This is a genomic window from Rhodocista pekingensis (assembly GCF_042665545.1).
Taxonomy (GTDB): Bacteria; Pseudomonadota; Alphaproteobacteria; order Azospirillales; family Azospirillaceae; genus Rhodocista; species Rhodocista pekingensis.
This window is the reverse complement of record NZ_JBHTCM010000008.1, coordinates 23,911-38,140: the sequence shown is the minus strand read 5'-3', so window position 1 is coordinate 38,140 and position 14,230 is coordinate 23,911. Positions and strand designations below refer to the sequence as shown.

13 protein-coding genes are annotated in these 14,230 nt (G+C 71.9%); 9 read left to right on the top strand and 4 right to left on the bottom strand.

The features are described from left to right. Positions 1-133: 133 nt before the first annotated feature. Positions 134-1,699 (bottom strand): amidase family protein, encoded by a 1,566-nt coding sequence (locus tag ACFQPS_RS07240; protein ID WP_377357730.1) that lies wholly within the window; start codon positions 1,697-1,699, stop codon positions 134-136. Then, positions 1,699-1,986, bottom strand: a complete 288-nt coding sequence (gatC, locus tag ACFQPS_RS07235) for an Asp-tRNA(Asn)/Glu-tRNA(Gln) amidotransferase subunit GatC (RefSeq protein ID WP_012566707.1) — start codon at positions 1,984-1,986, stop codon at positions 1,699-1,701. The genes ACFQPS_RS07240 and gatC overlap by 1 nt, the downstream gene beginning before the upstream one ends. Positions 1,987-2,067: 81 nt before the next feature. On the opposite strand from gatC, the gene ruvX reads away from it, so the two are divergent. Together ruvX and ACFQPS_RS07225 are read left to right on the top strand one after the other, a co-directional pair. Beyond that, positions 2,068-2,646: a Holliday junction resolvase RuvX gene (ruvX, locus tag ACFQPS_RS07230; RefSeq protein WP_377357728.1), complete on the top strand. Its 579-nt coding sequence runs from the start codon at positions 2,068-2,070 to the stop codon at positions 2,644-2,646. Beyond that, positions 2,643-3,557, top strand: coding sequence for an AEC family transporter (locus tag ACFQPS_RS07225; protein WP_377357726.1), 915 nt, complete (start codon positions 2,643-2,645; stop codon positions 3,555-3,557). The genes ruvX and ACFQPS_RS07225 overlap by 4 nt, the downstream gene beginning before the upstream one ends. Before the next feature lie 15 nt (positions 3,558-3,572). Here ACFQPS_RS07225 and ACFQPS_RS07220 read toward each other — a convergent pair whose 3' ends face one another. Continuing rightward, complete coding sequence (locus ACFQPS_RS07220) at positions 3,573-3,923, bottom strand: hypothetical protein (protein WP_377357725.1); 351 nt, start codon at positions 3,921-3,923, stop codon at positions 3,573-3,575. 183 nt (positions 3,924-4,106) lie between these two features. Here ACFQPS_RS07220 and ACFQPS_RS07215 point away from each other — a divergent pair, with 183 nt between their 5' ends. Together ACFQPS_RS07215 and ACFQPS_RS07210 are read left to right on the top strand one after the other, a co-directional pair. After that, complete coding sequence (locus tag ACFQPS_RS07215; protein WP_377357723.1) at positions 4,107-5,351, top strand: CaiB/BaiF CoA transferase family protein; 1,245 nt, start codon at positions 4,107-4,109, stop codon at positions 5,349-5,351. Between the two features lie 122 nt (positions 5,352-5,473). After that, positions 5,474-6,397: a dienelactone hydrolase family protein gene (locus ACFQPS_RS07210; protein ID WP_377357722.1), complete on the top strand. Its 924-nt coding sequence runs from the start codon at positions 5,474-5,476 to the stop codon at positions 6,395-6,397. A 66-nt stretch (positions 6,398-6,463) separates the two neighbouring features. Here the strand turns inward: ACFQPS_RS07210 and ACFQPS_RS07205 are convergent, their stop codons facing one another. After that, the gene (locus ACFQPS_RS07205) at positions 6,464-7,027 is read right to left on the bottom strand and encodes a DUF4142 domain-containing protein (RefSeq protein ID WP_377357720.1); all 564 of its coding nucleotides are present in this window, start codon (positions 7,025-7,027) and stop codon (positions 6,464-6,466) included. A gap of 212 nt (positions 7,028-7,239) precedes the next feature. Between ACFQPS_RS07205 and ACFQPS_RS07200 the strand changes: the two genes are divergently transcribed. The 5 genes from ACFQPS_RS07200 to topA all read left to right on the top strand — a co-directional run bounded on the left by ACFQPS_RS07200 (position 7,240) and on the right by topA (position 14,214). Further along, the gene (locus tag ACFQPS_RS07200; protein WP_377357719.1) at positions 7,240-8,196 is read left to right on the top strand and encodes an aspartate carbamoyltransferase catalytic subunit; all 957 of its coding nucleotides are present in this window, start codon (positions 7,240-7,242) and stop codon (positions 8,194-8,196) included. A 15-nt stretch (positions 8,197-8,211) separates the two neighbouring features. Then, the gene (gene pyrC, locus ACFQPS_RS07195; RefSeq protein WP_377357717.1) at positions 8,212-9,504 is read left to right on the top strand and encodes a dihydroorotase; all 1,293 of its coding nucleotides are present in this window, start codon (positions 8,212-8,214) and stop codon (positions 9,502-9,504) included. 36 nt (positions 9,505-9,540) lie between these two features. Then, complete coding sequence (gene plsY, locus ACFQPS_RS07190) at positions 9,541-10,179, top strand: glycerol-3-phosphate 1-O-acyltransferase PlsY (protein ID WP_377357715.1); 639 nt, start codon at positions 9,541-9,543, stop codon at positions 10,177-10,179. Between the two features lie 82 nt (positions 10,180-10,261). After that, on the top strand, positions 10,262-11,395 hold the full coding sequence (dprA, locus tag ACFQPS_RS07185; protein ID WP_377357713.1) for a DNA-processing protein DprA: 1,134 nt from the start codon (positions 10,262-10,264) through the stop codon (positions 11,393-11,395). A gap of 41 nt (positions 11,396-11,436) precedes the next feature. Then, a complete protein-coding gene (gene topA / locus ACFQPS_RS07180; RefSeq protein ID WP_377357712.1) occupies positions 11,437-14,214 on the top strand; it encodes a type I DNA topoisomerase in 2,778 nt (925 codons plus the stop codon). Positions 14,215-14,230: the final 16 nt, after the last annotated feature.

Below are 14,230 nucleotides of genomic sequence, written 5' to 3'. Positions count from 1 at the left end.
AAGCGGGCCCCACAACCATCGGGCATCGCTTTCCTCACTACACGCCAGGCAGCCCCCAAACCGGAAGGCGGCCCGGCTGCCCCCGATGACCAGCCGGCTCAGCCCCCCCGCCGATGCCCGCCGGTTCTGCGGCTCACGCGTGGACCGGCGGCAGCGGCTGCGGGCCGGCCGCCTGTTCCAGCACGGCGGCGGCGCGGATGAGCGTCGCCTCGTCGAACGGCCGGCCGACGAGTTGCAGCCCCAGCGGCAGGCCGTTGCCGGCCAGCCCGGCCGGAACCGACATACCCGGCAGACCCGCGAGGTTCGCCGGCACCGTGAACACGTCGTTCAGGTACATGGCGATGGGGTCGTCCATCTTCTCGCCGATGCCGAAGGCGGTATTGGGCGCCGTCGGCGTCAGGATGACGTCGCACTGCTCCCACGCCTTGGTGAAGTCCTCGGCGATGCGGGCGCGCACCTTCTGGGCCTTCAGGTAATAGGCGTCGTAGTAGCCGGCCGAGAGCACGTAGGTGCCGATCAGGATGCGGCGGCGCACCTCGCGGCCGAAGCCCTCGCCGCGGGTGTTCTCGTACATCTCCTTCAGGTCCTTGCCCTCGACGCGCAGGCCGAAGCGCACGCCGTCGTAGCGGGCGAGGTTGGAGGAGGCTTCCGCGGGGGCGACGATGTAGTAGGCCGGCAGGGCGTACTTCGTGTGCGGCAGGCTGATCTCCACCGGCACGGCGCCGGCGGCCTTCAGCCACTCCACCCCCTGCTGCCAGAGCCGGTCGATCTCGGCCGGCATGCCGTCCACCCGGTACTCGCGCGGGATGCCGACGCGCAGGCCGCGGATGTCGCCGGTGATCGCCTTCTCATAGTCCGGCACCGGCACGTCGGCCGAGGTGCTGTCCTTCGGGTCGAAGCCGGCCATGGAGCGGAGCATGATCGCCGCATCCCGCACGGTGCGGGTCATCGGCCCGGCCTGATCGAGCGAGGAGGCGAAGGCGACGATGCCCCAGCGGGAGCAGCGGCCATAGGTCGGCTTCAGGCCGACGATGCCGACGAAGCTGGCCGGCTGGCGGATGGACCCGCCGGTGTCCGTGCCGGTGGCGGCCATGGCGACGCGCGCCGCGACCGCCGCGGCCGACCCGCCCGAGGAGCCGCCGGGGACGAGCTTGCGCTCCCATTCCCACTCGGTCACGGGCTGCGGCTGGCGGAACGCCTCCGCCACCTCGGCCAGCACGCCGGACCCGGCCGGGGCGGCGTCGCGCTGGACGCGGCGACCCTTCGACCAGGGGCTGATGACCGGGCCGTAGTAGCTGGTGATGTTGGCCGAGCCCATGGCGAACTCGTCCAGGTTCACCTTGCCCAGCATGACCGCGCCGTCGCGCCAGAGATTGGCCGTGACGGAGGATTCATAGGGCGGCTTGAAGCCGTCCAGGATGTGGCTGGCCGCGGTGGTCAGCACGCCCTCGGTGCAGAACAGGTCCTTCACCGCGATGGGCAGGCCGTCCATCGGCAGCGCGGTGCCGGCGGCATAGCGCTCGTCCGCGGCCTTGGCCTGGCGCAGGGCGATGTCCGCCGTCTCGGTTATGAAGATGTTCAGACCGCGGGTCGCCTCGACCGCGCGCAGATGCGCCTCGGTCAGTTCGGTGGCGGTGAACTCCCCGGCGCGCAGGCCCGCCAGGGCCTCGGCCATGGTCAGATGGTTCAGCGACATCATCACTCGACAACCTTCGGAACGGCGAAGAAATGCTCGGCACCCTCGGGCGCGTTGGCGACCACCTTTTCCGGGTAGCCCCCGTCGGTCACCACGTCCTGGCGGCGGCGCAGCGTCTGGGCCACGTTGCTGGTGATCGGTTGCACCCCGTCCGTGTCCACCTCGCCGAGCTGTTCGACCCAGCCCAGGATACCGTTCAGCTCCTGGGCCAGATGCTCCTGCTCTTCCTCCGGGACACGGATGCGGGCGAGATGCGCGATCTTCGCCACGGTAGCCTTGTCGAGCGACATGCTGCTAAGTCTCATGCATGGATAGAGGGGCCGCGCCCCCGAAGGAGCCGGCGAACGCCGCGCGGAAGGTAGCATCCGACAATGGCAATCCGCAACCTCATGGAACTGAAGGCCAGCCTGCCCCGGAACGGGCGCCTGATGGGGCTGGACCTGGGCGAGAAGACGATCGGGCTGGCCGTTTCCGACCCGGGGCTGAGCGTCGCTTCCCCGGTCGGCACGATCCGCCGCACCAAGTTCACCCAGGACGCGCAGGAGCTGGCCCGCGCCATGCGCGACCGCGACGTGCGCGCCCTGGTCGTCGGCCTGCCGGTGAACATGGACGGGACGGAGGGGCCGCGCTGCCAGTCGGTGCGGGAGTTCTCCCGGCTGCTGCTGCAACGGCCGCAGCTCTTCGGCTTCGAACCGGAGATCGCCTTCTGGGACGAGCGCCTGTCCACCAGCGCGGTCGAGCGCATGATGATCGGCTGGGACATGACCCGGAAGCGCCGGGACGAGGTCGTGGACAAGATGGCCGCCGCCTACATCCTCCAGGGCGCGCTGGACCGGCTGCGCCAGGGCGATGCGGCTCCGTCCGGCAGCGACGACGACCGGGACGAGGACGGGAACGCAGACGGGGAAGACGGCGGAAGCGACGGCGGAGGCGACGGCGGCGGCGAATGATCACCGTCGTCGCGGCGCTGGCGCCGGTTTTCCTGCTGATCGTCATCGGGGCGTGGCTGCGCCGGAGCGGTCTGGTGCAGGACGGGTTCTGGCGCCCGGCGGAGCAGCTCACCTACCACCTGTTCTTCCCCGCCCTGCTGATCGACAGCACGGCCCGCGCCAGCTTCGGCGGGGTGGACATCCTGGGGGCCGGCGTCGCGCTCGCCGGCGGGGTGCTCGCCATCGCCCTGCTGACCGTGCTGGCGCGCCCGCTGCTGGCGAAGGACGGCCCCGCCTTCACCTCCGTCTTCCAGGGCACGGTGCGGGTCAACAGCTTCATCGCCCTGGCGGTCGGCGCCGCCCTCTACGGCACGGAGGGCACGGCCCTGATGGCGCTGGGCGTGCTCTGGGTGGTGCCGCTGGTGAACGTGCTGAGCGTGCTGGCGCTGGCGCGCTGGACCGGGGCGGCGACCGGCGGCTGGCCGGCGACGCTGCGGCTGCTGGCCACCAACCCGCTGATCCTGGCCGTGCTGATCGGCGGCACGCTGAACGCCGTCGGCGTTCCGGAGATCCCCGTCGTCTCTCCGCTGCTGAAGGTGCTGGCCGCGGCGGCGCTGCCGCTGGGGCTGATGGCCGTGGGCGCCGGGCTGGACCTGCCGGCCGTGCGCCGGGCCGGCCGCAAGGTCCTGGCGGCCTCCGTCGGGCGGCTGCTGGTGCTGCCGGCGATCACCCTGGGGCTGGCGGGGCTGGCCGGTGTCACGGGACGGCCGCTGGTCGTCATCGTGCTCTACAACGCCATCCCGACGGCGGCGTCGGCCTATGTGCTGGCCCGCCAGATGGGCGGCGACCACCGGCTGATGGCCGGGATCATCACGGCACAGACCCTGGCCGCGACGCTGACCCTGCCGCTCTGGCTGGCGCTGCTGACCTGACCGGGACCCAGCGCCTCAGCCCCGCGTCCGCCGGATGACGGTCGGCTTCGGCGCTGCCGTCTCCGGCTTGCGGTAGGCCTTCGCCGCCTCCTCCGGCTTCTGGAGCGCGTCCATCAGCCGACGGGCGAACTGGCCGTTGTCGGCCCGGCCCTGGAGGAACAGCATTACCGCCTGCCGCGCCGCCTGCTTGTCATAGGGCTCGGCGGCGGCGGGGTCCTGCGCGGCCGGGCCGGGCGCCCGGGGCGCCGTGCGGGCCGTCTCCAGGGTGCGGGCGGCACCGGCGGCCTTTTCCAGCACCGCGGGGTCGATCCGGCGGCGGAGGTCCCGCATCTGGCGCAGCAGGTCGGCTTTGGGATCGGGCGGCATCGGGGCGTCGTCCGGAGGGGCGGTCCCTGAGAATGCGCCGGAACCGCCCGCCCGGCAAGCGTCGCTCCGGGCCGGTCGCTCCGGCGCTTCAGGTCATAGGAATATTGTCGGAGGGACCCGACGCCCCGGCACTCCTAGACTGCCGGGTCCGACCTCCCGTCCCCCATCCGGGTCCGTGCCGCCATGCCCAGCAAGCATCCCCCCGCCCCGCCCGTCACCGGCCCGCTCGCGGGCGTGCGCGTCCTGGACATGAGCCGTGTCCTGGCCGGGCCGAGCTGCACCCAGATCCTGGGCGACCTCGGCGCCGACGTGGTGAAGGTGGAGAAGCCGGGCCAGGGGGACGACACCCGCCGCTGGGGTCCGCCCTATCTGGAGGATGCGGAGGGCACCCCGACGGGGGAGAGCAGCTATTACCTGTCCGCCAACCGCAACAAGCGGTCCCTGACGCTGGACTTCACGAAGCCCGAGGGACAGGCCCTCGCCCGCCGCCTCGTCGGGCATGCCGACGTGCTGGTGGAGAACTACCGGACCGGCACCCTGGCGCGCTACGGCCTGGGCTACGACGACCTGCACATCGCCTATCCGCGGCTGGTCTACTGCTCGATCACCGGCTTCGGGCAGACCGGCCCCTATGCCGCGCGGGCCGGCTACGACTTCATGGTTCAGGGCATGGGGGGCATCATGTCCCTGACCGGGGAGCCCGGCGGCCAGCCGATGAAGACCGGCGTCGCCATCGCCGACCTGATGGCGGGGACCTATGCCGCCATCGGCATCCTGGCGGCGCTGCGCCACCGCGACCTGTCGGGCCGCGGCCAGCATCTGGACATGGCGCTGCTGGACACGCAGGTGGCCTGGCTGTCCAACGCGGGGCAGTACTTCCTGACCAGCGGCACGCCCGTGCCGCGGACGGGCAACGGCCATCCCACCATCGTGCCCTATCAGACCTTCGAGGCGGCGGACGGCTGGATCATCCTGGCGGTGGGCAACGACGAGCAGTTCCGCCGCTTCTGCACCTTCGCCGGCCGGCCGGAGCTGGCCGACGATCCGCGCTTCGCCACCAACCCGGCGCGGGTCGGCAACCGCGCGGAGACAGTGGCGGAGGTCGCCGCCCTGATCCGCCGGCAGCCGGCGGCGCACTGGCTGGAGGGGCTGGAGCGGCTGGGCGTGCCCTGCGGCCCGATCAACGACATCCCGGCCGTCTTCGCCGACCCGCAGGTGCAGGCCCGCGGCATGCGGGTCAGCCTGGAGCATGCCGCGGCAGGCGGGCCGGTGGATCTGATCGGCAGCCCGGTCCGGCTGTCGGAGACGCCCGTCAACTACCGCTACGCCCCGCCGACCCTGGGGCAGCATACCGAGACGGTGCTGTCCGACTGGCTGCACATGCAGCCCGACGAGGTGGCCCGGCTGCGGCAGACGGGGGTGATCTGAGCGGCAAGGGCTCTCCCGGGGCGGGGGCCCTGGGCAGCGGACGGCGGCGGACCATATCGACCGGAACCCCGGCCGAGCCGCACCGTTCCCCGGCGGGGCCGCAACGACCAAGGAAGCGCCCCATGCACGACCGCCCGAGCGACGCTCCCCCTTCCTCGCCTGCCTCCCTCACGCCCGCCTCCCTGGCCCCCGACGCCCGTGGCCTTGTCCCCGCGGCGGAGATCAGTCGCCGCGCCTTCGCCGTGGCCGGCCTTGCGGCGGGCTTTGCGCTCTCCGTCCGGCCGGTGGCCGCGGCCACCATCACGACCGCGGCGGAGGGGCTGACGGCGGGGGAGGTCCGCATCCCCGTGGCGGACGGCGAGCTGCCGGCCTACCGCGCGGCCCCGCAGGGCGCCGGCCCCTTCCCCGTGGTGCTGGTGGTGCAGGAGATCTTCGGCGTCCACGAACATATCCGCGACGTCTGCCGCCGCTTCGCCCACCAGGGCTGGCTGGCCGTGGCGCCCGAACTTTATGCCCGCCAGGGCGACCCGGCGGCGGTGCCGGACATCCAGACCCTGGTGCGCGAGCTGGTGTCCAGGGTGCCCGACGCGCAGGTGATGGCCGACCTCGACGCCACCCTGCGCTGGGCCGGCGCGAACGGCGGCGATGCCGACCGGGCGGCGGTGACGGGGTTCTGCTGGGGCGGGCGGATCACCTGGCTCTACGCCGCGCACCAGCCCCGGCTGAAGGCGGGGGTGGCGTGGTACGGCCGGCTCGCCTCGCCGCCGACCGCCTTGCAGCCGATGGTGCCGGTGGAACTGGCCGCAGCACTGAAGGCCCCGGTGCTGGGCCTCTATGGCGGGGCCGACCAGGGCATTCCGGTCGCGGACGTGGAGGCGATGCGCGCAGCCCTGGCCGCGGCGGGGAAGACGGAGTCGGAGATCGTGCTCTATCCCGAGGGTCCGCACGGGTTCTTCGCCGATTACCGGCCGAGCTACCGGCCCGGGATGGCGGCCGACGCCTGGGCGCGCTGCCTGGCCTTCCTGCGGGCGCACGGGGCGGGCTGAGCCGCCCCGCAGGCCCGGCACGGACCGCGGCGGAATCCGCGGTCCGCCGGACCACCACCCGGGGGATCAGCGGGTGGCCGCCGTCGGCTGCAACTGCTGCTGGATGAGCTGCGCCTCCTGGAGGTGCGCCTCCAGGTTCGGCACCTGCTGCCCGGCGAAGCGGGCCACAGGTCCCTGCCCCTGGGCCTGGGTCCGGTAGAGCTGGATCGCCTTCTGGTGCGCCTGCACCTGCATCTGGATGTAGGTCCGGTCGAACGACTGTTCGGGGGTGTCCTTCAGCGTGGCCAGCATCTGCTGCTGCTGCGCGTCGGGGTCGTCGGGGATGTCCACGTCGTGCGCCTCGGCCAGTTCCTGGAGCTTCTCCAGGTTCGAGTCGTGCTCCTCGTCCATCCGCTCGGCGAACTGCTTGACCGGCGTGGCCTGCGCCTTGTCCTCCGCCACCTCGGCCATGGCGATCTCGGCCAGATCGCTCTGCACCGCCTGCTGGAGGAAGAGAACGTCCTGCTGCGAGATCTTGCCCTGGCCGGCGGTCGTACCGCCCTGCATCGTCTGGGCACTGCCGCTGCTCTGGGCCAGCGCCGTGCCGGCGAGCAGGGTCGCCGCGAGCGCGACGGGAATCATCATCCTCATGGCTTTCCTCCCTTTTCGGGCCGCCCGTCGGGCAGCCCTCGGGCGCCACAACAGGCGACGCGGCGCGATGTCGGCGCGGCGGCCCGGTTTTCCCGCCCCTCTTCCGGCGATGTCCGCGTCCGCGGCAGGGCCCTGATCCTCGACCGGCGCGGGACGGCCCCGCAGCGGCACCCCTTGCGCAGGGGGGGACCGGAAGCCATAGTCCCGGACCCATGGACACTCAGGACATGACCGCCTTTCCCCACCGGCACCTTCTCGGCATCGAGGGGCTGACGGCGACCGACGTCGAGCTGATCCTCGATCTGGCCGACGGCTACGTGGAACAGAACCGCAGCCCCGGCCGGAAGAGCGCCATTCTGGGCGGGCTGACGGTCGTCAACCTGTTCTTCGAGAACTCCACCCGTACCCGCACCAGCTTCGAGCTGGCGGCCAAGCGGCTGGGCGGCGACTGCATCAACATGTCGGGCGACGGCTCCTCCGTGAAGAAGGGCGAGTCGCTGATCGACACGGCGATGACGCTGAACGCCATGCACCTGGACGTGCTTGTCGTGCGGCACCAGGAGTCGGGCGCGCCGCTGCTGCTCTCCAGCAAGGTCAACTGCGCCGTCATCAACGCCGGCGACGGGGCGCACGAGCATCCGACCCAGGCGCTGCTGGACGCGCTGACCATCCGCCGCCACAAGGGCACGCTGCGCGGGCTGACGGTGGCCATCTGCGGCGACATCCTGCACAGCCGGGTGGCGCGCTCGAACATCCACCTGCTGAACATCATGGGCGCGCGGGTGCGCGTCGTGGCCCCGCCGACGCTGCTGCCCGGCGCGGTGGACCGGCTGGGGGTGGAGGTCCACCACAGCATGGCGACCGGGCTGAAGGATGCCGACATCGTGATGATGCTGCGGCTCCAGCTCGAACGCATGCAGGGCCAGTACCTGCCCAGCCAGCGCGAGTATTTCCGCTTTTACGGCCTGGACTACGACAAGCTGGCGGCCGCGAAGCCGGACGCGCTGATCATGCATCCCGGCCCGATGAACCGCGGCGTCGAGATCGACAGCCTGGTGGCCGACGACATCCACCGCAGCGTGATCCTGGAACAGGTCGAGCTGGGCGTCGCCGTCCGCATGGCCTGCCTGGACCTCCTGACCCGCGGCCGCCGCGGCACCGGCGCGTAGGACGGCGAAAGACCCATGACCACCCGCACCGCCTACATCAACGCCCGCCTGCTCGACCCCGCGACCGGACTGGACGCGCCCGGCGCCCTGCTGGTCGAGGGGGAGCGCATCGCCGACCTCGGCCCCCGGCTGTTCGCCGACGGCGTGCCCGAGGGCATCGCCGTCGTGGACTGCGGCGGCCATTGCCTCGCCCCCGGCCTCGTGGACCTGCGCGCCCATGTCGGCGAACCGGGTTTCGAGCACAACGAGACCATCGCCACCGCCGGCCGCGCCGCCGCGGCGGGCGGCATCACGGCGCTGGCCGCCCTGCCCAACACCGACCCGGTGATCGACGACGTGGCCGGGCTGGAGTTCATCGCCCGCCGCGCCCGCGAGGAGCGGCTGGTCAAGATCTTCGCCTATGCCGCCGTGACGCGGGAGACGGCGGGCAGCCAGATCACCGAGTTCGGCCTGCTGGCGGAGGCCGGCGCCGTCGGCTTCACCGACGGCCTGCACGCCGTCTCCGACGCCCTGGTGATGCGCCGCGCCCTGAGCTATGCCAGCGCCCATGGCCAGACCATCTTCCAGCACCCGGAGGAGCCGCGGCTGGCGTCGGGCAGCATGAATTCGGGCGAGGTGGCGACCCGGCTGGGCCTGGGCGGCATTCCCGCCGCCGCCGAGATCATCATGCTGGAGCGTGACCTGCGGCTGGTCGAACTGACCGGGGGCCGCTACCACGCCGCCCACATCTCCACCGCCGAGGGGGTGGAGGTGATCCGCCGGGCCAAGGCCAAGGGCCTTGCCGTCACCTGCGACACCGCCCCGCCCTACTTCGCCCTGACCGAGGTGGACGTCGGCGACTACCGCACCTTCTTCAAGCTGTCCCCACCCCTGCGCGGGGAGATGGACCGGCGCGCCATCGTCGCCGGTCTGGCGGACGGCACGATCGACGCCGTCGCCAGCGACCATCTCCCGCACGACCAGGACAGCAAGCGGGTTCCCTTCGCGCAGGCGGCGTTCGGCGCCGTCGGATCGGAGACGCTGCTGCCGCTGACCCTGGAACTGGCGCACAAGGGGGCCCTGCCACTGCTGCGCGCGCTGGCGGCCGTCACCTGCATCCCGGCCGGCATCCTGGGCCTGCCGGAGCTGGGCCGGCTGCGCCCGGGCGGCCCCGCCGACCTGGTGCTGTTCGACGCCGGCCGCCCCTGGGTGGTGGAGGCGGAGAAGCTGCGCAGCAAGAGCAAGAACACCTGTTTCGACCGACGCCCCGTGCAGGGTCTGGTGCTGCGCACCGTGGTGGACGGGCGTACCGTCCACGCCTGTGCCTGATCCCCGCCCGCCGGCAACGAGAAGACCGACCGAGCCATGCCCGATGATCCGATGACCTGGACCCTGTCCGGCCCCTGGCTGGCCGCCGCCTTCGCCGGCGGCTACCTGCTGGGCTCCATCCCCTTCGGCCTTGTCCTGACCCGGCTGGCCGGGCTGGGCGACATCCGGAGCATCGGCAGCGGCAACATCGGCGCCACCAACGTGCTGCGCACGGGGAACAAGGCGCTGGCCCTGGCGACGCTGCTGCTGGACAGCGGCAAGGGGGCGGTCGCCACCCTGCTGGCCCTCTGGCTGGCCGGGCCGGAGGCGGCGGTGCTGGCGGCCGGCGGCTCCATGCTGGGCCACACCTTCCCCGTCTGGCTGGGCTTCAAGGGGGGCAAGGGCGTCGCCACGGCGCTGGGGGTGCTGCTGGCGATCTCCTGGCCGGTGGGGGTGTTCGCCTGCCTGATGTGGCTGCTGACGGCCCTGGTCTTCCGCATCTCCAGCCTGTCCGCGCTGGTGGCCCTGGCCGCCGCCCCGGTCTTCGGCTGGTGGTGGACGGCGGATATCCGCATCGGCGCGCTGGGCGCCTTCATCGCCGTGCTGGTCTGGGTCCGGCACAAGGACAACATCCGCCGTCTGCTGAAGGGCGAGGAACCTCGGATCGGCGCGAAGAAGAAGGCGCCCGCCGCCTGAGATCCGTCCGCAGGGTAGTGGAAACCATCGACGCGGCATCGCCGCGGTTGACGAATCCGCGCGGCTGGCGGACCCTGCCGCCATGCCGATACAAGCCCCTACCGCCCGCCGCCCCCTGACCGCCGCCGAACGGCTGGACTGGCTGCGGCTGACGCGGGCGGAGAATGTCGGCCCCATCACCTTCCACCGCCTGGTCGAGCGGTTCGGCACCGCCACCGCGGCCCTGGCCGCCCTGCCCGACCTCGCCCGCCGCGGCGGCCGGGCCAAGCCCCTGCGCGTGCCCTCCCGGGTGGAGGCGGAACGTGAACTGGCCGGGCTGGAGAAGCGGGGCGGCCGTTTCCTCGCCACCTGCGAACCCGACTATCCCGAGGCGCTGGCGGCGCTGGACGACGCGCCGCCGCTGCTGGCGCTCCTGGGCCATCCCACCCTGCTGAAGCGGCCCGCGGTGGCTGTGGTGGGCGCGCGCAACGCCTCCATCGCCGGGCGCCGGATGGCGGAGCGGCTGGCCCGCGACCTGTCGGATGCGGGCTATCTCGTCGTCTCCGGCATGGCGCGGGGGATCGACACGGCGGCCCATGTCGGGGCACTGGACGGTGGCACGGCGGCCGTGGTCGCCGGCGGCGTCGATATCGTCTATCCGCCGGAGAACGAGGGGCTGCACCGCGATCTTGTCGAGCGCGGCCTGCTGCTGGCCGAATCCCCGCTGGGCACGGAGCCGCAGGCCCGCCACTTCCCCCGCCGCAACCGCCTGATCTCCGGCCTGTCCCTGGGCGTGGTGGTGGTGGAGGCGGCGCTGAAGTCCGGCTCCCTGATCACGGCACGGCTGGCCCTGGAGCAGGGGCGCGAGGTCTTCGCCGTTCCGGGCTCGCCCGTCGATCCGCGGGCGCAGGGCTGCAACCGCCTGATCAAGGAGGGGGCGGGGCTCGTGGAGTCCGCCGACGACGTGGTGGACGCGCTGCGCCGCATCGCCACCCGCCCGTTCGGGGAGGGGCGGCGCGACCTGTTCGACCTCCCGCCCCCCGCCCCGGCCGACGACCGGGAGCTGGAACGGGCGCGTGCCCTGGTGCTGGAGGCGCTTTCGCCCACCCCTGTTCTCGTTGACGAAGTGGTCCGGGGCTGCCAATTGTCTGCCGGGGTGGTGCTGACGGTCCTGCTGGAACTGGAACTGGCCGGGCGGGTCCAGCGGCATCCCGGCGGCCAGATCAGCCTGATCTGAAAGGCATCGCCGGTACTGGGCTTCTGAAAGGCGGACTTACCTTGCCTGGACACAACGTCGTCATTGTCGAGTCTCCGGCCAAGGCAAAGACAATCAACAAGTATCTCGGCCAGGACTTCACCGTTCTGGCGAGCTACGGGCATGTGCGCGACCTGCCGGCCCGCGACGGCTCCGTCCGGCCCGACGAGGACTTCGAGATGGACTGGGAGCTGGGCGACCGCTCCAAGCGCCATATCGACGAGATCGCCCGGGCCGTGCGCGGCGCCGACCGCGTCTATCTGGCAACCGACCCCGACCGCGAGGGGGAGGCGATCGCCTGGCACATGAAGGAGGTGCTGGGCGAACGGCGGCTGCTCGGCAAGGTGGACGTCAAGCGCATCACCTTCAACGAGATCACGAAGTCCGCCGTGCAGACGGCGCTGGCGCAGCCGCGCGACGTGAACCGCGAGCTGGTGGACGCCTATCTGGCGCGCCGGGCGCTCGACTATCTGGTCGGCTTCACCCTGTCGCCGGTGCTCTGGCGCAAGCTGCCCGGGTCCAAGTCGGCCGGCCGCGTACAGTCGGTGGCGCTGCGGCTGGTCTGCGAGCGTGAGGCGGAGATCGAGGTCTTCCGCCCGCAGGAATACTGGACCATCGAGGCTGATTTCCGCACCCAGGAGGGGCAGACCTTCACCGCCCGGCTGAGCCAGCTCGACGGCAAGCGGCTGGAGAAGTTCACCCTGGGCACCCAGGGCGACGCGGATGCCGCCGTCGCCCGCATCCGGCCGATGACCTTCCGGGTCGGCCGGATCGAGCGCAAGGAGGTCCGCCGCAACCCCTTCCCGCCCTTCACCACCTCGACCTTGCAGCAGGAGGCCAGCCGCAAGCTGGGCTTCGGCGCGACGAAGACCATGCGCACGGCGCAGCGGCTCTATGAGGGCGTGGACATCGGCGGCGAGACGGTCGGTCTCATCACCTACATGCGGACGGACGGCGTGGCGCTGAGCCAGGAGGCGATCGACGCCGCCCGCCGCCTGATCGACGAGAGCTGGGGCCGCAGCTACGTGCCCGAGAAGCCGCGCATCTACAAGGCCGCGGCGAAGAACGCCCAGGAGGCGCACGAGGCGATCCGCCCGACGGACCTGTTCCGCCGGCCGGAGCACGTCGCCCGCTACCTGGAGAAGGACGAGCTGGCGCTCTACGAGCTGATCTGGAAGCGCACCCTGGCCTCCCAGATGGCCAGCGCCGTGCTGGACCAGGTGACGGTGGACATCATCAGCAAGGGGGCGGAGGCCGTCTTCCGCGCCACCGGCAGCGTCATCCGCTTCGACGGCTTCCTGAAGGTCTACCAGGAGGACAAGGACGACGCCGACGAGGACGAGGACAACCGCCGCCTGCCGCCCATGCGCGACGGCGACGATCTGGCCCGCGGCGAGATCCGGCCGAACCAGCACTTCACCCAGCCCCCGCCCCGCTATTCCGAGGCGAGCCTCGTGAAGAAGCTGGAGGAGCTGGGCATCGGCCGCCCCTCCACCTACGCCTCGATCCTCCAGGTCTTGCAGGACCGCGAATATGTCCGGCTGGAGAAGCGCCGCTTCATCCCGGAGGACCGCGGCCGGCTGGTCACGGCCTTCCTGGAGAGCTTCTTCCCGCGCTATGTCGAATACACCTTCACGGCCGACCTGGAAGGCAAGCTGGACGACATCTCCGGCGGCCGGATCGACTGGAAGCAGGTGCTGCGCGAGTTCTGGCGCCAGTTCTCGTCCGCCGTGGAGGACACGCGCGACCTGACGATCACGCAGGTGCTGACGGCGCTGGACGAGCTGCTGGGACCGCACTTCTTCCCCCGCCGCGTGGGGCCGGACGGGCAGGAGGTGGACGCACGCGTCTGCCCGACCTGCGGCACCGGCCGGCTGTCGCTGAAGCTGGGCAAGAGCGGCGGCTTCATCGGCTGCTCCAACTACCCGGAGTGCCGCTACACCCGGCCCCTGTCCGTGGCCGGCGAGGGCGGCGAGGCGGAGTCGGGCGACCGCATGCTGGGCAACGATCCGGAGACCAGCCTGCCCGTCTGGGTCAAGACCGGCCGCTTCGGCGCCTATGTCCAGCTCGGCAACGGCGACGACAAGGAAGAGAAGCCCAAGCGCGCGTCGCTGCCCCGCGGCATGCTGCCGGCCTCGATGGACCTGGACACGGCGCTGCGCCTGCTGGCCCTGCCGCGCTCGCTGGGCACGCATCCGGAGTCCGGGCTGGAGATCGTGGCCGGCATCGGCCGCTACGGGCCGTACCTGAAGCACGGCGCCAGCTACAAGAACCTGACCGCCGAGGACGACGTGCTGACCATCGGCCTGAACCGGGCCGTGGTGGTGCTGGGCGATGCGCCGGCCAAGAAGGCGGTGGCCGGGCGCGAGCTGGGCGCGCACCCGAAGGACGGCAAGCCGGTCAAGGTCGGCTCCGGCCGGTTCGGGCCCTATGTGCAGCACAACAAGCTGTTCGCCAGCATCCCGAAAGCGATGTCGCCGGAGACGGTGACCCTGGCCGAAGCCCTGGAGCTGCTGGCCGCCAAGGCGGCCAAGGACAGCGCCAAGAAGGGCGCATCGAAGACCGAAGGCGGTGAGGAGGCGGCCGCCCCCCCCGCGAAGAAGGCCCCGACAAAGAAGGCTGCCGCGAAGAAAACGGCCACCGCCAAGGCGAAGAGCGCCGACACGGAATCCGAAGCGGAGACGGAAGCGAAACCCGCCCGCAGGACGGCCACGAAGACGACGAAGGCTCCGGTCAAGGCGTCCGCTGCGAAGGCTTCCGGGACCAAGGCGGCGCGTCCCAAGGCGGCGGCGGGCGACTGATCCCGCCGCCCTGCGC